Origin of the sequence: Saccharobesus litoralis (assembly GCF_003063625.1) — a bacterium.
GTDB lineage: Bacteria > Pseudomonadota > Gammaproteobacteria > Enterobacterales > Alteromonadaceae > Saccharobesus > Saccharobesus litoralis.
On record NZ_CP026604.1, the window covers coordinates 1,212,027 to 1,232,354 of the forward strand.

A 20,328-nucleotide genomic window follows, 5' to 3' on the forward strand; every position below is an offset into this window, starting at 1 on the left:
TCCTTATGCCTCTGTTGTTTTTGTTGTTTGTTTGCGGGATTTTTTCAGACGATCACTCATAAAACTGTTTTGTGAGATCATCACTAATTTAGGAACTTTAAAAACTTCTAGCTGATCTTGGCAGTGCGCTACAACGCGTTGGTACAAGGCTTTGCGTTCTTCCGGCTGTTCTAATACAAACGTCGCCAACACAATGTTGCCAGTAACCGGGTTCGCTTTACCTTGTACTAGCACTTCTTTCACGTTTGGCATTTCCAGCAATACACTTTCAACTTCTGCCGGATAAACCTTTTCACCGCCAACATTAATAATCTCGCTTTCGCGACCTAAAATTCGATAGTAGTCACCATCGACTTCAACCCGATCACCCGTGTTGTACCAACCATCAGCAGTGAATGGCGATGGTGCATTGAGATAGCCCAACATCGCGGTTTGCGTTTTGATAAATAAGATGTGGTTTTCCACTTTAGTCGCGACACCTTCGCCACCAATTTTGACCCAATCCGAGTCATTCGATTTTGATTTAGTCGAGAAAATACCCAGCTCAGTTAGGCCATAAGTTTGCTTTAAGCGCACTTCAGGAAAAACCTTACATACCGACTTAAGCGTCGACATTGGCATAGGCTCAGTACCATAGGTAATCACCTTTAAGCTAGATAAGTCGTACTGCTGATGTAAACCAGACAATAACAACATATTGAGAAAGGTAGGAGTTGTCGGTAGTAACTGAACTTGATAGCGTTCGATGACTTCGCATACTTCCGCAGCCGAGCGATCATATGTTGAAACAGCCGTGCCGCCAGAAAACAAGATGGAAAATAAAGTGTTCAACCCACCGATATGATCAAGCTTTAAAAAGACTAAACAGCGCAGCGCTTTATCAGGATTAACCGCCATATTTTCGAAACGCGTTAAAATACGCGTTGCCGATAACACCGCGCCTTTACTTTCGCCAGATGTACCAGAAGTAAACAACACCAAACCCGCTTCTTGGCTATGCTGCAGTTCGCCAATCAATTGATGGTTATGAGTCGGCGTTACAAGGGTTAATTGCCAATTTATGCAACCATCAGTCATAGGTGTAGCCGTAAAGCAAGTTTGCACATTGGCTAATTCAAAAAAGCGTTTATGCTTCGCTTGTGTTTCCGTGGTTAGTGGCACCACAATCGCGCTACGCATTAACAAGGCAATAATTAAAGCCGCACTATCTGGACTGTAATCGGCAATAACCGCCACAACGTGGCCTTGTTCAATATTTTGCTCGTCTAAACGGTTTTTCCAAGTCGCGATTTGCTCTAATAACTCGCTGTATGTGACTTGCTGCTGATGATTGATAAAGGCGGTTTTGTCAGCAAACTGCTGCAAACGCGCTAACATCCAGCTCATATCCTTTCCCCTTATGCTATTACCAATGAATTAAGCTGGCTCTGCAGATAATGCGTTTTGGTATACGGCAATCAGCTCACCGACTGAGTGAACTTCCATGATGGACACGCCTTGACTAAACGGGTCAATGCCAAACTCCATTTCTAGTACGGCGACTAACTCAGCCACGTCTAATGAACTAAAGCCTAGGTTTTTAACGACTTTAACTTCTTCGTTGATTTCTTTTAACGGATAACCGTTGCGCTCTTGGATCTCACGTAATACTGAATATATGGTTTGTTGTACTGTACTCATCGAAAACTCCTTATCACTGTTATTATTTTCCATCGGGTTAAGACCACAATGGCTTGGTCAAACATGACCTAAATGGGTTGATTCAACTGGTTAATTTTTCGCACTAAATCTGGAATTAAATCTTGCTCTTGCATAGGTACGGCAAACACTTTCTTAGCTTTTGCCATGGCAATTAAGGTGCCGGTACGCTTTTGATAGATCTCAAAGCGAATATTCAAAAAAGCGGCTGCCACAAAGTCGAGGTCATCACTCAACTCATCATCTTCTACTGACTCAATATTGCCAGCGAGATAGACAGCTAACTCTTCACCTGCATAACAGTTGCCATAGTAATAAATTTCACGTTCTAAAATATTTAGGTGACTTAGCATGCCATCGGCAATACCCGGCTCTATTTGATGCGCTAAAAAGTCAGCTTCGGCTAAATCCATCACTTCACTAAATTTGGCGAATATCATGGCATGACCCGGCATAGCATCACGGCCTTTAGCAATGGAGTAAATATAAGGCTGCGAGCTAGTAAATTCGCCTATTTTATCTGCTGCTAATAAATTCGCCGCGCGCACTTTACGCGATTGGGCAATACCTGCTGGTGAGCGACGCGCCTTTACTAGCTCAGTTATTTTATCTGGGTTGGGGTTTAGTACTTGTCTTTTAGTCCCACCGCCATTTATTTCCTCAGCCACTAATAAGTTATTACCCGCCATGGTAATGAATTGCGCTGATTGCCATTGTTCTAGGTCATCAGGTACTTGACCTTCACTGGCAATCACGTAGTCAGATTCCAATAATGTGTCACCAAATTTACGCACATCAACCCCGACAGAAACCTTATCCCAAAGCTTGATAGACGGTAACAACTGCGTGAGCGGCACCTTTAAATGCGTCATAAAATACGCCGGATACAAGGTCGTTCCATCCATTGCCTGAATATCATTTGGGGTAATCGACAATCCGCGTACCAAATGGTGTGAATGGGCGTTACCAAATAACACCATCAATGCATATTCGTTTAAATCACCTAACCCTAAATGGCTCATGGTTAATTCAACATTTTCTACTAACATGATTATCCTTTTCTGCCGCAGCAGATTTAACTATCCCTGAGTACTATTATCTTATTAACAATAATATTGCGTGGATTTTAGATTTAATCCAAAAAACTGCAATCACCAGCAACGACATTTTTGTCACAACATGGTGATTTTTATAACCAGTTCACAATTAACTAAATATTAGATTAGGCTCAATTTGCTGTCTAAGATCATGCAACAATGCTTGTCTGCCAGGCTCTAAATAAAAATGCCCACCAGCATACGTTTTAACACCTAAAAATTCAGTTGTTAACTCCTGCCAACAAGCCATTTGTTGTGGTTTGACAACATCGTCATCAACACCGCAAAAGCCTTGTATTGGACACTGTAATTTGACTACTGGCGCGATATAAGTCTCGGCAATTTTAAAATCGGCTCGGAACATAGGCAGCAGCATTTGCATAAATTCAGCGTCGCGCAAGATAACCTCTGGTGTACCATTTAAACGACTAATTGCCGTGATCAGCTCGTTATCTGGCAACTGATGAATATAACAGCTTTGTGCTTTTCCCTGATGCGCAGCTCGACTAGCTGAGACAAAAAAGCATTCAGGTAAAGCTGCCGATAAGCGCTGAATTTCACTTAAAACAGCGTAAGCAATTCTCGATCCTAGGCTATGACCAAACACAAAATAAGGCACACCTGATAACGCCAATACAACCGGCAACAACTCATTGACCATTGCCTGTATGTTGTCATAAGGAGGCTCATTAATACGCGCTGAGCGACCTGGTGGTTGAATTGCAATCACTTCAATATCTTGTGCTGACAAGCAAGACCATTGTCGATAAGCACTGGCATTACCACCCGCATAAGGGAAGCAAATTAGCCTTGCACGCGGATTGGCCACTGAGTTGATTTTAACTAATGCTTGGCTGTTCATTTTTTTATAATTATTAATGTTTGATTAATTAAATAAGTGACTATTTGTCTTCTCGCTCAGGCCTTATGGTTCATTGTCAGCGCTTACTCGCCCCAATCACATAATAGAGCATATGCTCATGGGGTCTCGAAGCTTGACGGCTTCCCCTAAAACCTGATCGCTTTGACAACAGCTGACCGGCGAACCACTTAACTAATAGATGCGCCACCATACATAAATAACTCAACTAGTTAACCACAAAAGTAAGTGGTCAGAGCTGTGAACAGTATATTAGCGTTAACTAATTCACTGTTTTTAGCCAAATTGGCTTAGTAACCGCTCTTTTCCGTGTTAACGATTGATATTCATAAAAGTTAACAGCCTCAATTGCACCATCATATTTAATGGCTAACGACAGCTGATAATTAGCTGCAAACTCAAAATTGTAAAAATGATACAAATTCGCCTCTACCCCGAGACTGCTGGATGCTTTGAACTGTATTTTTTCTGATTCCAAAATAAAGCGAAACTTATCTAGGTTAATCGACAGCCCTTTACCTTCTGCTTTGATAAATGACTCTTTCAATGTCCACAAACGATAAAACTCTGTGATTTTCTGTGGCTGAGGCCATTGTTCTAAATATTTCGCTTCTTGCTTAGTAAAAAAACGGGGCGCTAGTAAAGTCAAATCGCGACTGGATTGCTCTTTCTCTATATCAACACCCAACTCTAATGTGACGTCTTGCTGAGGAAAGCAACAAATAGCACAAACAATATAATCGCCAGCATGAGAAATATTAAAAACTAGCTGGTCGCGGGTTTGATTATCAACTAAGGGTTTACCCCAGCGATTTTGCGTAAATTGCCACTCTTTTGGCGTAATTTCAGGTGCTACATCACTTAACAATAATCGAATGAATATGCGCGTTAACAGATAACGCGTTTGATCTTTGGCAAAATGAAAGCGCTTAGCTTTACTTACTTCATCTACTGTTACAACGTCACCAAACGAGGTGAGCAATTCATCAAAATAAAAATCTGACGTATTAATATAGCTTAGCGCTATTATGGGTTTATCCATGTTCTGGTTTTGTAATCCTTGTTGTTTTGTATTCATGACTCGACCTTGGCCATTTAATCCATCATCGTTAAAAATAAGTATGTCAACAATGCCGACATACTTTAACGCAACAGGAATATACAGTAAGAATTACAAGGGGATTAACAAAAATATTGCTAACGTTTTAAATGTGAGGGGTAATGCACAAATTGAAATTCATGCTTAATTAAACACGAATATTCCATAATTTGTGCACAATCTTCATGTTTGTATAATATTTGAAAATATTTCGCGTAATTTTACCGCGTTATCGATTTATGTGGCTTTTAGCGACTCATTTCATGTCGGAAAAGTAGGTGGCGGTTTATATAACACTAAACCACCACCAAGCTGTTACTGCGTAAACAGCTACTTATTTTTCGCTACTATACTTTGTAAAAGACCTTTTTCTTGTCCCGAAATATCGCCTTGCTTTTTAAGGCTATTCAAAGCATGAGAAAGACAACTGTTATATTGACCACTATTTTTAGCATTTGCTAGACATTCAGTATCAGCCATCGAAATTTGAACAGCTAAAGGCACACCATTAGCATTAACACGATTAACAATACCTGAGTCAGCGCCGCTAATAAAAACATTGCCAGAAACTAAGCCTAAATGATGATCTAAAGCATCTTCCACACCGTCGTTATCATCATCATTATCGGCATTATCGCCAGTGCCATCACTGTCGAAGTCAGCTGATTCTGAGGCATCTAGTGGGAACAAGTCTTCACTGTCAATAACATTGTCATTATCGTCATCGTTGTCGGCATTGTTGCCAATACCGTCGGCATCAGTATCTATTGTTTCTGTTGCATCTAATGGGAATGCATCTAATACATCAGCAACACCGTCGTTGTCATCGTCAGCATCAGCGTTATTGCCTAAACCGTCACCGTCAGTATCTAGCCACTCGTTTTTATCTAGCGGGAAGGCATCCATTAAGTCGCCGACGTTGTCGCCATCGTCGTCTAAATCAGCATTATTCCCTACACCATCGCCATCAGTATCGATTGACTCAGTTGCGTCTAACGGGAATGCATCTGCGCTATCAAGAACTTGGTCGTTGTCATCGTCATTATCTGCATTGTTGCCAATACCATCGCCATCAGTGTCTAACCACTCTATGGCGTTAAATGGGAAAGCATCTAACGCATCAATAACACCGTCATTATCGTCATCGTTATCAACCACATCAGCTTCACCATCGCCGTCAAAATCAGCAATAATAGTAACTGGGGCTACACCACCAATTCGTTGGGTAGTACCATCAGTTGAATCAAATAATGCGTATAGGAAGTAGAAATGACCTTCTGGTAATTGATCACTAGGCAATAACCCTGTTAGAGGAATAGTCACGGTTGAAACACCTGTTTGCACACCAATTACACTAGTGTCTTCTACCTTAACATCACGCACGACTGTCCAATTTGCGCGCATTTCTCGAAGGAAATAACGAATACCATTTTTACTAGCGGCAACAGTTTGACCTGCACCCGCTTCAAAATTGGTGGTTACAGTAATACTGCTATTTTGGGTAAAAGGTGTGTAGTAGTAACTCGCATCATCTAAGGTTAATGACGGCTCAACTAACTCGCCCTCTATTGTTATTGGGAATACACTTAGTGTTTTGGCTTGTCCGTTTGTATCAACATAACGCACAAATAAGTAGTAAAAGTGCCCGTCTGCTAACAACGCAGTTGGTGTAACACTAGACAGTGGAATGCTTACGCTTGAAGTACCACTTTGCTGACCAATCGCACTTGCATCATCAACTATTACGTCTTTTTCTACTGTCCAGTTTGGACGTAGTTCACGTAAGAAATAACGAATACCACCAACTTCATCGCTAATTTTAGCACCTGTACCCGCTTCATAATGGGTGGTTACATCTAATGTTTCGCCAATTTGATAGGCTGTCGTTTTGTACTTTGCTACGTCATCAAACGTAAATTCAGGCTCAACAATTGGGGCTGCGGTAATGTTAATGCCGCGTACGCCTGTTGTTTTCGTCACACCATCAGTAGAAGTAAACTTAACAAATAGATAGTAGAAGTTGCCCTCTTCTAAATCCGCTGTCGCCGTGACGCCATCCAGTGGAATATTAACAGTTGAGGTACCGCGTTGCTGGGTGACTACCGTTTTATCTGTGACCACAACATCTTTCACCACAGACCAGTTTGAGCGTAATTCACGCAAGTAATAGATAACACCGGCATTGTTCACGCCTTGATCGGTACCCGCCTCATATTGAGTACTGACTTGCATCGACGTACCCGATTGATATTCGGAATTACGGTAAGTATTAACATCGTCAAACTTAATAGACGCTGCGACAGGCTCTTCAACTGTAATCACGCTTTGTGCAGTAAAGTTACCTTCTTCAGTAGTCACAGTGATGTAAGCTGTACCTTGACCCACAGCCGTGACTAAACCTTCCGGCGTGACGGTAGCAATAGCAGTGTCGCTAGAGCTAAACGTATAGTTACCATTAGTCGCATAAAACGGGCTAACCGATGCGGTTAAGCCAACGGTTTTACCCACAGTTAATAACGCCTGCTGCGGAGCCACAAACGCGCCTGAAACCGTAGCATTTTTGTTACGAACATCGGCACTGAAATTTAGCACTTCCAACGTCACACTGGTTACGAAGCCACCTGTATCACCAAAGGTTACGCTAATGTTGTTATCTTCTTGCAATAAGTCGTATGGTACAGCTAATTCAGTCATACCAAAGTACTGATCCCGAGCACGTTGGTCATCACCAATATACTCAAATGGCACATCGATTTGCGTACCATTTACAGTAACAACCGGCTGCTTAGATAGCTCATGGTTGCGGCCAAAACTTAAACGTAATGTCGCATCACCATATTGACCCAGAGCCACGTTATCAATCGCGAAAGTATTGGCTTGATTAGCCGTGATCGGCTGATGATAGCTGCTGGCGTAGTATTTAGTTTCATCCGCAGTTTGATTAATTTGAATATCACGATCAAAGGTATATTCAATAATCGCAGTCGCTTCTGAGCCTAAATCAAATGCAGAAGGCGCTGATACTTGATTAGTTTCAGTTAAAACAGGCGTGTTAAAAGCCGATGCATGTAAGTGCTTAATATTAACCGACTGCACTTGCGCATCTTGCTGGCCAAAGGTGTTTAAATAAACCTTTTCTTCACCCGGCTTAAGATTAGAAACAATAACGTAAACTTTGTTTTGATCGACATAGGTATCAAGCAACACATCTGGGTTGCTAGAACGCGTTTCAACCCGCGTGCCTTTTACATTTGCCCATAACTCGTAGAATTTAACCAGATCGGTAAATACCCACTCGTCGCCGGTTTTGCCTTCTTCTTCCTTAACTTGACGCACAACTCGCGTGCCATAGGCAAAACCTTCGGCATTGGTTCCCCATAAGGCTTTATCAACAATAAACGGGATCGATTTAAGAATTTGATCCGGCATTTCAAGGTATTGCATCGTCATGGCATTAATGGTTTTTAAATCGTGCCAATCTCGCTCTGGGCTCCAGCCTTTGTTCTCTAACGTGTGGTCGCGACCGCCATACTCAGAGATCAAGAAAGGTTTAACTTCACCTAAAGTTAATTTGCTGTACTGCTGGATCATATCCATAGTGGCCTCCATACGGCCACCTTTATAGTTTTGCGGGCCTACGTAACCACCAGCAGTTTTGCTCCATATTTGGTTAAAATCGTAGAAATGCAGTGAAAAGTAGTCCATATGTTGACCACTGGTATCGATAAACAATTTCATGCGTTCATCCCAGCGGGCAAAATTTCTTTCATCAAAAATAGGGAAAGCTGTGGTATAGCCACCAATCAAGGTTGTATCGTTAACACTACGAATACCTTCAGCCACTTCGTTGTGGAACTCAAACACTTCCAATGGACTACCGTGATCTGATGCGGTAACCAATTCATACAGAGGCTCGTTTAATACTTCAATAAAGCGTGGACGCGGATGCCCCTGTGTGGCGTCTTCACCATCATTACGGTAAAACTCGTTTAAAAAGTGACCCATGAATTCACCGCTAGCTTGGCCGCTAGCCACTTGCCAAGGTTCACCGCCACAGCAAGGCTTAGTGATATGGTCGTACCAAAACGCACTTAATTGGCCACCGATCATCACATCCGCTTTGTCATCAAATGCGTGGCGAGAGGTGGCAGCGCCATATTTATTACGGTTGGTTTGACCGCGCGCAGCAATATCGACTGGATCAGCATAACCGGCACGGGTTGGATCTTGCTTAACTTGGTTCATGTGCCAAACCATAGAGCCGTTATCACGCCCCATGTAAACATCCAAGTCATTGGCTAAATATTCCAACTTATCTTCAATGTCGTCCCAATAACGCGAGTCAGTGGTTGAATGCAACGTAATGTACTTACGGCGATCAAATTGTGAAACGCCTGACACACTGTGCTTAACATTAAGGTTTATCTCGGTTTCGGTCTGCGCGTTAACCAACGCACTTGGCGCAGCCATTAACGCAGACGTTGCAAACCAAGTTGCCAGCCTTGTTTTGGTCATTGTTGATTACCTTTATCGTTGTTTATACGTGTACAAAGTTTATATTTTGTAAATACAACTTTGATAATTGTTAACAATATATCACTATTAATCTACAAATCAATAAAGATGGAGCAAATAACATCATTTAATATCAATCATATTGAAGCATGGTGGAACGCAAAGGTTTGGTTTGCAGGCTTTGCAAGGCATAAATGCCCGCCCACTAAAAGTTTGTTGGGAACTGAACTCTGATGTCTTAATTTTTGAATAGAAAAGCTTGCAGGCTCTGCAAGCATAAATGCTCACCCACAAAAAACTTGATGGGAGCTAAACTCTGTTGTCTTATCTTTTGGGACAAAAAGAAGAAGAGTAATACTAGATAGAAACTTAAGCGAGCAGAAAAGTGACAAGATTAAAAGAAATTAGCAGCTTGAATCTTGCCAATTCAAGCCACTTATTTTTACGCAGATACTCAGTAACGCACTTTTTGGCGTTATTGGCGGTTAGCTTTTCTTATGCTTACCCGCTTTCAATTTATGCTTGTTCGGCACAGCTACCAAAAATTCCGGTAACTTACGGCATGTTGCGTCCAACTCATCACCGCGTCGCGTAGTAAATGAAACTTCTTGCCCTTCTGCTTTACCTTTGCAAGCTTCAATCGCTTCCGGTGGCGGGCCAAATTTACGCTTCTTTTGTGGTTCAGCCATAGATGAAACAGATAAACACAACCCGCAAGCAATTAACAACCAACACACTTTTTTCATAATACCTTTCCTACTCTCCAATCTAATGTCGAACCTAGACTAAATCTGAAATAAGCAGGAAATGTGCAGCTAACGTGAAACTATTGTAAAGAGTGGTTTGTGCTTAATGGTTGCCCATGCAATAAAAGCCACCAAGCACATCAAATTGTTCCGGCAATTAAGCGACAGCCTGCACCCTATTATTAGGATCCGTAAATTGAGGTTGGGCGTTGTGCTCAAATTTAACAACAAAATCCTCAATAAAGGTTTGTGGCGACATACCAGTATCAAAAGTAAAAGCTTTTGCAAATCCGCGTTCATTAAAGAAACCACAGTCATCGGATACAGTTTCAACATCATGACCTTGCAATAGTAACTGCAGCGCATAGGCAATGCGTTTGTGTTGAATATATTGCTTAGGACTAATATTGAGCGCTGTTCTAAACTTTCGAGCAAAATGCGGCGGCTCTATATTCAAGCCACTGACTCGAGTTAAATCTCCTATACTGGGCGGGTTGCTCATATTATCGGTAATATGGTGCGCGACTTGTAATATTGTTTGATACCGTAGCGCAGCACTAGGACACTTTACCCCTTGTAGCTGGCTAAAATAAGGTACTAACATTTGCTTAATCAGCGTTTGCTGTTGCTGATTACTAGCAACAGACGCTTTTGTTGCGAACCCGTCTAACGCGCGATAAAACAAAGGAGTAAGCTCATCAACTTGAGAGGCCGCTATCTGGCTTATATCGCCATTTAATAACATGATCGCCAACTCGGCTGGCGTGCTAAGTTGAAACGAAACATCAAGAATATTAACCCCTCGCTGATCTTGAAAAGAGGCTGAAACGTAAGGCGAAAGTAGGTAGGCGCTACCTTGCTCTAGCGTGACCTTTTGCCGCTTAAACACCACATCAACTCGGCCTGAGCTCACATAAATAAGACGACAGTAATAGTTAAGCCTAGACTCATGCTGTTTAAGTAACTCAAAAGACATCATAGTAGCCGAACAATAGCTTATTACAGCCTGTTGTAATACTTGCTCTAATTGTATGTCGTCGTGCACTAAACAGGTTTTGCTTCCGAGAATTTTATCTTGTCGCATGTCTACGCCCTCTTTTAAAACCGCTAATAACTACAACTACCCATTATTAAAGTTATTGGCATCAGTGCTGTAACGCTGATTAAGCTTAGGTTTAATCAATTGCTTAGTTTCACCGTTACGCCAAACCACGCTAACTTTTTTCACTTTACTTTGTTTGGCAATACCAAACTGTAACGTGTTAATCACCCCTTGCGAAAACACTTCGCCCGCTGAACCAACACGTCGAACTAATTGCGTCCCATCATCAAGGCTAACCACAACTTCAGCGCCTAGCGGATCAATGCCGTCTTTAGCGCTATAGCCTATATGGATTAATAAGTTGTTACCTTGGTTAGATGACACGTTTTTATATAAGTACCAATGGCCTTCTTCTTCACTGCCATTGAGCAAATCGATTTGGCCGTCTAAATCAAAATCAAACGCCTGCCCCATATCACCATGCCCTGGATCATTAACGTCGTGCGCGCCATGCATAGTGGTTATCGCAAAGCGTTTGCCTTGCATATTTAGCAACATTAAATCGGTGACTCTGTCATCCAAAAACCCGTAACGATGAACAAAAAGATCGGTCCAGCCATCATTGTTAAAGTCACCATGAGTGACCCCCCAATGGTTGCCTCCTTTAGGGATCTGCCATTGCTGTGAAGCGTTTACAAATCGATCACCTTGGTTAATTAACAAAATATCTTGCACGTTCCGGTTATTGGCCGGCCAATCATATGCAACGTTAGTTAAACCGCTAAGCTTGAACGATACGTTCCAATAAATCGTTTTATGTCGCACCCACTCCATTTGCCATTTACCATTACCTAAATAACCAAGATAAAAACCATTTTCAGCCTGTGAATCGGCCCAACCTTGCGCTTGTTCAGCTTGAATGGTGAGTTGTGCAGGCGCGGTTTTCATCTCTTCTGGGATCTGATTTGGCTGAAAACCCGATGCCTTTATGACAAGGCGTTTTTTATCCTTACCAAGGAAGATTGGATAATTGCCACGGTATTGACGAAAAACTAAATCGACATGCGACAGGTTGATCTGCTCACCCGCATCAAACGTGATCAGTGTACGGCCTTTTTTACCTTGATCGCGCACATCCAGTTGCTGGGTTAGCGGGTTAAAATCGATAGACTTATTAGATAATTGGAAGTGCGGTAAACCGCGTGATAAATACAGGTCAATTAAGCCATCATTATTAACATCAACATCTGTCACTGCCGTGACTTGCTTGGCATTAACCACAGATTTTGGCACCAGCTGTTGCGTGACATTGGTAAATGTAAAATCGCCATGGCCTTGCCAAATGGAGAAGGGGGAATACAACACCACATCATCTTTGCCATCGCGGTTAAAATCGGTGATCAGTACGCGTTCGGCATTAAACGTTTCTAACCCTGGTACAGAAACCGGTTCAAAAGTGCCATCCCCTTGGTTGCGATAAAATAACTGGATAGCGCCTTTTTTCATTGGCGTTTTTGCATTAAATAAGGCTAAGTCCAGATCGCCATCTAAGTCAAAATCAACCCAACGCGGTGAACGACCACGCGCTGGCGTATTAATACCTGCCGCATTAGACACTTGCTTAAACTTGCCATTGTCGTTGCGCAATAACTGGTAAGAAGTCGGATTAGTGCCATTAGCCCCGCCTTTCGCCACCATGATATCGAGATCACCATCTTGATCGTAATCACCTAATGCTGAGCCGTGAAAATCAAGCGAATGTTTAAATAAGCGTAATTCGGAAACCGATTTACCTTGATGGTTAGTAAATAACTGGGTTGGCACATAGTTGTGGTTATTAGTGACAAAATCTAAATAACCGTCGTTGTTAACATCACCTACCGAGGGGCCGCCATATTTAAAAGTTTCGTCGGTTTTCAAGCCAATCGCGGCTGAATGGTCTTTAAATTGAGGAAGGTTAACATTGTCAATGTTTTTCACGTCAAAAGACATCAGGTTGATTTTACCACCTCGGCTACGAAAGGTTAGTGTTTGTTCACCAAGCGCCGGAAAATCAACAAGATAAGTTAATTTGTGTTGGCCCGATTTCGGTATATCTAGGTTATCGATAAGTAATGTAGCACCAGACAATAAACTTAAGTGAGCATAATCGGCAGTAATACTCAAATCTATCGTCACCAGTTTAGTCGTGCTGTCTTTTATATTAACTCTATGCTCTAGGCTTTGCGTATTACTCACTACGCTAGGGAAGCTAGGGCTACTTTTATCCAAGGGTGTGCTACAGCCACCTACGACCAGAGAAAACAAAACCACAGCTAATGGGTTAAATCGACGTTTAATTGCGTGACGCATTTTGTAAAACCTTTACCACTTATCGCAAGTGTCAACGAACATAATTGTAGACAATATACTTTATATAACGAACAACCTTCAATTATAAAGCTCAAAAATCATCAATAAACAGCCAAACTTTACATAACTACAAGTTTGTTTAATTTTTTGACAGATAAATGATGGTTTTAACAGTGATATCATATACAATAGGTCAAAAGACCTCATTGTTAAAAGTTAAACGGGGAGTATATGAAAGTCACGCTTGATGATGTAGCACTAGAAGCCGGAGTCAGCCGCGCCACAGTCGATAGAGTATTGAATGAGCGTGGTAATGTTAGCCCAATAACCATTGAGCGCGTCAATCGTGCTTTATATAGCACTAATTATTTACTCGAGCCTGTCGCCGAACATAAAACCGCGTTTTACACTTTTGACTTTATATTCCCAACACCACATAGCCGTTATTTGGATTTTTATTCGCGCCAAGTGGATGCCATAAAAGATTGTTACCATGCGTCGCATATCAATGCACGCATCCATCGTGTTGAAGCATTTAAACCACAAGCGCTAGCCACCAAGTTATTAGAAATAGGCGATAACACAGATGGCATCGCATTTGTCGCCTTAGAGCATCCTGCGGTTAAAAAAGCAGTTGATCTTCTCGTGGCACAAGGGGTTGGCGTGATCAGTTTAGTTTCTGATATTACCAATACCCAACGCTTAGCCTATGTCGGTATTGATAACCGTGCCGCTGGGCGCACAGCAGGCTTGATGATGGGCCGTTTATTAGACAAAGGCGAAACCGGTAAAATAGGCCTGTTTATCGGCAGCCATGCATATCGTGGACACGAAGAGCGTGAAGCTGGGTTTAGAGGGGTGATCCGCGAACGTTTTCCCCATTTGCGTTTATTAGAAATGCCTGAGTTACTCGACAATGACGCCCGTGCGCAAGAAGTCGCCATGGCCACGTTAAAAGAAGAAAACTTATTAGGCATTTATAATGTTGGTGGCGGTACAGAGGGCATAGCTCAAGCACTTAAGAAGCTTGATCGCGCTAATGACACTGTGTTTATTGCCCATGAATTATTTGATCATACCCGAGAGTATCTGATTGATGGCACCATAGATGCCATTATCAATCAAAATATCAAACACGAAGCTTACAATGCGGTAGAAATGCTGATCAATTATAAATCAGGCCAATCTATTCAATCAGGTTTGCTTGAACCTAGAGTTGAAATCTATCTAGCTGAAAACGTATAGTCTTCTCGCTCAAGTTTTATGGTTCATTGTCAGCGCTTACTCTCGACTTTGGCTCACAAACCCCTACTTTTGGTGCTTATATGGATGTAAGTACTTAGGTTTCGTCTGGAACAGGAAACCTGTGGTTCCTGCGTCGTTCTAACAACTAAATCCACTTTCTTCCATTAAGAGCAGCGACCCCAATCACATAATAGAGCATATGCTCATGGGGTTTCGAAGCTTGCCTGCATGGATGCAGGTAAGGGGCGTTAGCAGGACGCGGTAGCTTTGACGGCTTTGCTTACATGGATGTAAGTACTTAGGTTTCGTATGGAACTAGAAACCTGCCCCTAAAACCCGATCGCTTTGACTAAATTTTAAGCCATGGCTGAGACTAATAATTAACATTCAGTCTCTGTTAATTAACTCTTTACAAACGGTTTAATAGCTAATTGCCGCGCCAAGATACAAGGCGCTGGCTTGCCCTGGAAAATACCTATCTCCGGAAAAACCACTAAAGTCCGCACGCTCGGCGTAGGCTTTGTTAGAAACGTTTAACCAACGCAAGTACACATCCACTTCCGGCGACCATTGATATTTAGCACGAAAATTAAGCACTTGATGACCAGGATAGCCATGTTGGTTTTCGGCATCTGTATAGTATCGGCCTTGATACAAGGTTTCGGCGACTAAGCTAATTTCATCAACCGGTTGCCAAGTTAATGCTAGCCTACCAAAGTGTTTAGGTGCCGAATCCACTTGATGACCCACAATATCAATTTCGCGATACGTCGCCGCGTTGCCATACTCATGCTCACCATAATTCGCGGTGAGCTCAACAAACCAAGTATCGCTCAAGCCATATTGAGCATAAAGCTCTAATCCGCGGCTGGTCATTTTGCCATCAGCCACATTAAAGTAATTGGCATCTCGAATAATAATGTTATCGCGTTGCATGTCATAAGCCGCCAGCTCGTAATTTAATTTACCCAGCTCGCCTCGCATGCCAATTTCAATACTATCAAGCTGCTCAGCATCGAGATCCGCCACGCTTTGCTCTCGTTGTAAACGATACAGTTCAGTGGCTTGAGGGGCGCGATACCCTCGAGCTAGATTGGCAAACAACTGGTTAGATTCATTTAGCTGATAAATAAAACCGAGTTTGGGAGAAAAATGGCTAAAACTATCATCGCGACTTTCAGGGCGGCTAAAACGACAGCCGCCAAATCCACAAGCCTCTCCTTGATCATTAGTGCGCCCTGCCAGCATATTGTTTTGATAGTCGTAACTAACATGCTCAAAGCGCAAGCTAGCTGTCATACTCAGCACTTCGCTTAATTGACGCTGATACTGCATAAAAGGCGCAACAACGGTCGCGCTAACATCGTAATCATAATGATAGCCAGTTGGGATCGTCGCTTGTAAAAACTCCGAACCTTGAGTCGGTTGCGCTTGAAACTCTTGTAAAAACCCTTGGGTATATTCAGAATCCAAGCCAAATTGTAAACTGGCTTGCGACGATAATTGCATATCTATTAACGACTGCACGCCAATACTCGCGTGACCATTTTTTTCAAGCGGTGTGCCCGGTAAAAAGTGCTGTAAAAACTTCATGCTGGTATATCGTGCGTAAGGCGTGATTTGCCACGAAAAACCTTCATTAAGGGTATTCTCAACCCGCGTATACCAACGTACAGATTGCGCATCACGATACGCCTCGGGGTTAGGGTTAGTTGCCGCCAACTTTCTGTTTTTATAGCTATCCGTTCCGACCAAGTAACCTGCGGTTTCTTGATTCAAGTTACTCAATGTCAACTGACTAGTCACAGAAAAACCACCATGAGTATATTCGTGGCGCGCTAACAATTTTTGATTGGCATAACCTGAATCGTCTCGCCAGCCTTCATCCTTACCAACCGCAGCGTCAAGTCGAAAGCCATGTTGCTGCTGTTGATAGTTAGCACTCACTTGACCATTTAACTGGCCATGAGGCCCGACATTAACCGCGAGGCGATCAGCAAAAACATCCACTTTAGGCGATACAACATTAACAACACCATACATGGCGTTTGAACCATACAAAGCTGACCATGGGCCACGGATCACCTCTATACTTTCGGCAACCTCAAACGGCGAATCAAACAACTCATTAATATTACAAAAACCCGCGGCTCGCAGGGCAATACCGTCAACCGCACTCAATACACTACCACACGCACCAGCACCGGTTAACACGGGAGAACGCAAAGCCGGTAAGTATTCTTGCCCTTCACCTCGCGCGAAGTTAGCCCCCGGCACTTTACTTAACGCCTGTTGAATATGACTGGCACCGGTTAACTGTAGATAGGTTTTATCCAAAACCGCGACGCTACCAACTTGTTGGCGGACCTCGGTATCGATCCGATTTGCCGTCACTTTGATATGTTCGATCACTTGCCCCTGTGCAACCGAGGCCAAAACAAAAGTAGGAAGCAAGCTAAAAAGCGGCTTAACAACAAACCGCGTGACTGACAATTTCATGACTGATTTTCAAGATAAACAAAGCTTGGCAGCATGATAACCACGTCTGCCAGCAATGTATACATGACCTAATACGCCACCGGAAAATCACTACGTTTTATACTGGCACCAGCGTTAAACACTCTGTCTTTATCCGCTAACGTATCACCTTCCCACGCGCCGCGGGCAATCGGTGCTGAACCGGTAATACCCACAATTGATGTACCGTTGGAGGTTTCATCTACTCCACTTTTCAACCTAAAATTGTGACTGGTTGGGTTTTCAAATACTTGGCTAAATTCAGCTTGGCTCAACTCAGTATTGTGCGATTGTTTGATGGTGTAACCGTATGGCGGGTTAGCAATTTCAGCGACATAGTCAGCTAAACTAGTCTCTTCAATTTTCGAAATACTACCTGTAGCAGATGAACTGTAATTAGGTAAGGTAATAGTCATATACGTGCCGCCCAGCTTATGCGCTTTGCCCGCCATCATAATATTGTTTTTAAAGTTACCGTCAGCAATTAAACCGTGAATATCCTTATCTTTATCCGAATGATGCCAAATGTTCATAAAGCTATCGTAGTTGTAAAAAGTATTATTGAAGTAATTAACTGGGCGCGTCATGCTGCGTGCTCTTGGCCCTAAGTAAATCATGCTGCCATCGGGCTGCACTGCGGTGCCCGGCGTTTTTCGCGTATAGCCAGCACCACTGACGTTGAACACCAAGTTATGATGCACAGTGTAATTATCGACGTCTTCCAAATAGAAGGCCTTGACCGTTTGGCGGTTGTAGCTGGGCTTGATATCCATAGCTGGAATACCATGAATATCATGGATTTTGTTGTAGGCGATCTCTGTGCCTTTTAGATCGAGATAATTGGTTTTAGCAGTACTTGTCATCATGATCACACCGGCATCTTCCCCCATCGCCATGGCTTCAAACATATGGTTATCGGTGATGGTCGACTTAACCGACTTAGTGGTGCGGATATGAAAACGCGACGCGCGCCCCATGGTGTTTTGACTAATTTCGGTATTATTGGCTTCGTTAAAAATCGCGACGGTAAACTGCCCTAACCAACCGATATCTTCAATGATATTGTTATGAATTTTATTATTGTTACCCGAATTTAAAATAATACCGCTACCCCAAGTATGGGCAATTAAGCTGTTTTCATACACACCATTATCAGAGTTATCAATAACGATACCTTCTTTAAGAACACCATAGCTGCGACGATATAAAAACGGATGTAAATACTGGAATGAACAACCTGTTACATGTAAATCATCCGAGCTATCAACCTGCATTGCAGCCGCTTTAACATGAATATTTTCTAAAGTGATATTGTGTGAATTGCTGAGTTGGATCGCCCATTTACGTTTTTTAGCTTCAACCGTTAAGCTATTCATTGAACCGCTAGCTGGCTTGTAATACAGCTCATTATTATCGCGGCTATAAAACCATTCCCCAGCACGATCTAATACGGCTAAATCAAAAATGAAACCAAAACCTTCCGGTGAGCTATAGGCATCATTGCCTTTCCAATAGCCATTATTAGTGCCTTTAAAGCTTAAAAGGCGGCTGTCTTCACGCTGAATAGCCGCACCATCACTTGAGGCAGAAAAGATATTGTTGCGCAATTTGCCAATTAAGCCACGTACTACGGCTTCGTCAGTGAAAGTAACATTGGGGATCTCGCCGATGCCGCCGTGCGCGGTAAAGGTAACCGTCGAGCGCGAAGAGCTGCCAGCAGGCTTACTCGCATTAGTGATAATGGCGTAACCACTTTGCGGATCCATTGGCTTCATCATTTCGCCGCTAATATTGTCCGGATAGCGCGCCATTTGTTGGAATTTACCATCAACAAATACTTGGGTGTAATCCGTCTCTATCGAATTGCTATTCAAGCTGGTTTTAAACACCCCTGGCTTGTTTGGGTCTTCGCTCCAACTGCTGGTGATGAGATCCGCTCCGGATATAGTAACAAGCTCATAGCCATAAGCTTTGATGGCAATATTTTGTTTATTGCTAATCGACACTTTTTCACGATAGGTACCAGCGCGCACTAAAATGACATCGCCACTTACCGCTTGATTTACTGCTTGGCTAATTGTTTGATATGGCATACTCTCGTCACCGGTATTGGCGTTATTACCATCAGGTGCAACATAAATATAGCGACCACTAATTGGTGGCAATACAGGTGGCGTATCGGGTTGTTGCACCGCCATCACATTGATGGTGACTTTGGCTGCAGTAGACACAGCGCCTTTATCATCGGTAACCGTAAACATAAAAGAATCAGTGCCAGTAAAGTCATCATTCGGATCATAGCTATAACTGCTGCCTGAACCGCTTAACGTACCATGACTCGGTTGCTGGCTTATTTGATACTTAGACACAATGCCATCGCTATCACTACCAACCAACGTCAGCGCCAATATTTTATCTTGGTCGACTTGTTTAGATTGAGCGTGCGCTATTGGCTTTTTATTAACGGGTTGCTGCGGTGTATCTTCAACCTTATCTCCTCCACTAGGATCAGCACCATTATTATTGTTACTAGACGCACCACCGCCTCCACCGCACGCTGTTAGCGCCGCTAACGCCATGAGTACTGTTGCCAACAGCAGACCACGTGATGTTTCAAATTTCATATTTACGCCTTTGTTGTTTTGAGATGTTTTGTCGGTCGGACGTGTATGTCCGACACAACGAAGCCTCAGCTTCGATTTTTAAAATCAATACCTATTATCTAAATATGTAATAGAGCATCATAAGTAACACTTTAAATTTAAATATAATTAACAAAGGTGTAACAGGTGGGTTTTCGAATTGATTTTGTTTGGGTGATGTAGGGTGATCCGAGTACAACGAGGCGCACCTTTTAGCGAAGACTATTTGGCGATGGCAAGAATAGTTTAATGGGAAAATTTCAGGGTAATGCACCGTACACGTTGCACTTACAGGGAAGTAAGAAGTGCCGAGTAGTAAGGAACGATCTTCGGTGCACTTACAGGGATGTAGGAAGTGCCGAGCGTTCGGGAATAAGCATCGGTGCACCTACAGGGATGTAGGAAGTGCCGAGTAGTAAGGAAGGATCTTCGGTGCACTTACAGGGAAGTAAGAAGTGCCGAGCGTTCGGGAATAAGCATTGGTGCACCGACAAG

Annotated in this window: 12 protein-coding genes; 1 reads left to right on the plus strand and 11 read right to left on the minus strand. The window is 42.8% G+C overall.

Annotated elements, in window-relative coordinates:
- Positions 1-3: 3 nt before the first annotated feature.
- The 9 genes from C2869_RS04285 to C2869_RS04325 all read right to left on the minus strand — a co-directional run bounded on the left by C2869_RS04285 (position 4) and on the right by C2869_RS04325 (position 13,429).
- Positions 4-1,386 (minus strand): class I adenylate-forming enzyme family protein, encoded by a 1,383-nt coding sequence (locus tag C2869_RS04285; RefSeq protein ID WP_108601778.1) that lies wholly within the window; start codon positions 1,384-1,386, stop codon positions 4-6.
- Positions 1,387-1,416: 30 nt separating this feature from the next.
- Complete coding sequence (locus C2869_RS04290) at positions 1,417-1,680, minus strand: acyl carrier protein (protein WP_159084029.1); 264 nt, start codon at positions 1,678-1,680, stop codon at positions 1,417-1,419.
- 68 nt (positions 1,681-1,748) lie between these two features.
- Entirely contained in the window at positions 1,749-2,747 is a 999-nt protein-coding gene (locus tag C2869_RS04295; protein ID WP_108601780.1) for an LnmK family bifunctional acyltransferase/decarboxylase, read from the minus strand.
- Positions 2,748-2,904: 157 nt separating this feature from the next.
- On the minus strand, positions 2,905-3,657 hold the full coding sequence (locus C2869_RS04300) for a thioesterase II family protein (protein WP_108601781.1): 753 nt from the start codon (positions 3,655-3,657) through the stop codon (positions 2,905-2,907).
- Between the two features lie 280 nt (positions 3,658-3,937).
- Complete coding sequence (locus C2869_RS04305) at positions 3,938-4,753, minus strand: 4'-phosphopantetheinyl transferase family protein (RefSeq protein WP_108601782.1); 816 nt, start codon at positions 4,751-4,753, stop codon at positions 3,938-3,940.
- 351 nt (positions 4,754-5,104) lie between these two features.
- Positions 5,105-9,289 carry an Ig-like domain-containing protein gene (locus C2869_RS04310; protein WP_108601783.1) on the minus strand — a complete coding sequence of 1,395 codons (4,185 nt, stop codon included), beginning with the start codon at positions 9,287-9,289 and terminating at the stop codon, positions 5,105-5,107.
- Between the two features lie 485 nt (positions 9,290-9,774).
- Positions 9,775-10,035 (minus strand): hypothetical protein, encoded by a 261-nt coding sequence (locus C2869_RS04315; protein ID WP_108601784.1) that lies wholly within the window; start codon positions 10,033-10,035, stop codon positions 9,775-9,777.
- 157 nt (positions 10,036-10,192) lie between these two features.
- The gene (locus C2869_RS04320; protein ID WP_108601785.1) at positions 10,193-11,119 is read right to left on the minus strand and encodes a helix-turn-helix domain-containing protein; all 927 of its coding nucleotides are present in this window, start codon (positions 11,117-11,119) and stop codon (positions 10,193-10,195) included.
- A gap of 36 nt (positions 11,120-11,155) precedes the next feature.
- The gene (locus C2869_RS04325; protein ID WP_108601786.1) at positions 11,156-13,429 is read right to left on the minus strand and encodes a CRTAC1 family protein; all 2,274 of its coding nucleotides are present in this window, start codon (positions 13,427-13,429) and stop codon (positions 11,156-11,158) included.
- A 231-nt stretch (positions 13,430-13,660) separates the two neighbouring features.
- Here C2869_RS04325 and C2869_RS04330 point away from each other — a divergent pair, with 231 nt between their 5' ends.
- Positions 13,661-14,674, plus strand: a complete 1,014-nt coding sequence (locus tag C2869_RS04330; protein WP_108601787.1) for a LacI family DNA-binding transcriptional regulator — start codon at positions 13,661-13,663, stop codon at positions 14,672-14,674.
- Positions 14,675-15,094: 420 nt separating this feature from the next.
- Here the strand turns inward: C2869_RS04330 and C2869_RS04335 are convergent, their stop codons facing one another.
- Positions 15,095-17,173, minus strand: a complete 2,079-nt coding sequence (locus C2869_RS04335; protein WP_108601788.1) for a TonB-dependent receptor — start codon at positions 17,171-17,173, stop codon at positions 15,095-15,097.
- 68 nt (positions 17,174-17,241) lie between these two features.
- Positions 17,242-19,815 (minus strand): Ig-like domain-containing protein, encoded by a 2,574-nt coding sequence (locus C2869_RS04340; protein WP_108601789.1) that lies wholly within the window; start codon positions 19,813-19,815, stop codon positions 17,242-17,244.
- Positions 19,816-20,328 lie beyond the last annotated feature (513 nt).

What these genes read in the sequence shown, in the direction of transcription:
- C2869_RS04315 (WP_108601784.1), bottom strand. Translation starts at nt 10,035, where the DNA reads ATGAAAAAAGTGTGTTGGTTGTTAATTGCTTGCGGGTTGTGTTTATCT.
- C2869_RS04325 (WP_108601786.1), bottom strand. Translation starts at nt 13,429, where the DNA reads ATGCGTCACGCAATTAAACGTCGATTTAACCCATTAGCTGTGGTTTTG.
- C2869_RS04300 (WP_108601781.1), bottom strand. Translation starts at nt 3,657, where the DNA reads ATGAACAGCCAAGCATTAGTTAAAATCAACTCAGTGGCCAATCCGCGT.
- C2869_RS04330 (WP_108601787.1), top strand. Translation starts at nt 13,661, where the DNA reads ATGAAAGTCACGCTTGATGATGTAGCACTAGAAGCCGGAGTCAGCCGC.
- C2869_RS04340 (WP_108601789.1), bottom strand. Translation starts at nt 19,815, where the DNA reads ATGAAATTTGAAACATCACGTGGTCTGCTGTTGGCAACAGTACTCATG.
- C2869_RS04320 (WP_108601785.1), bottom strand. Translation starts at nt 11,119, where the DNA reads ATGCGACAAGATAAAATTCTCGGAAGCAAAACCTGTTTAGTGCACGAC.
- C2869_RS04285 (WP_108601778.1), bottom strand. Translation starts at nt 1,386, where the DNA reads ATGAGCTGGATGTTAGCGCGTTTGCAGCAGTTTGCTGACAAAACCGCC.
- C2869_RS04310 (WP_108601783.1), bottom strand. Translation starts at nt 9,289, where the DNA reads ATGACCAAAACAAGGCTGGCAACTTGGTTTGCAACGTCTGCGTTAATG.
- C2869_RS04305 (WP_108601782.1), bottom strand. Translation starts at nt 4,753, where the DNA reads ATGAATACAAAACAACAAGGATTACAAAACCAGAACATGGATAAACCC.
- C2869_RS04335 (WP_108601788.1), bottom strand. Translation starts at nt 17,173, where the DNA reads ATGAAATTGTCAGTCACGCGGTTTGTTGTTAAGCCGCTTTTTAGCTTG.
- C2869_RS04295 (WP_108601780.1), bottom strand. Translation starts at nt 2,747, where the DNA reads ATGTTAGTAGAAAATGTTGAATTAACCATGAGCCATTTAGGGTTAGGT.
- C2869_RS04290 (WP_159084029.1), bottom strand. Translation starts at nt 1,680, where the DNA reads ATGAGTACAGTACAACAAACCATATATTCAGTATTACGTGAGATCCAA.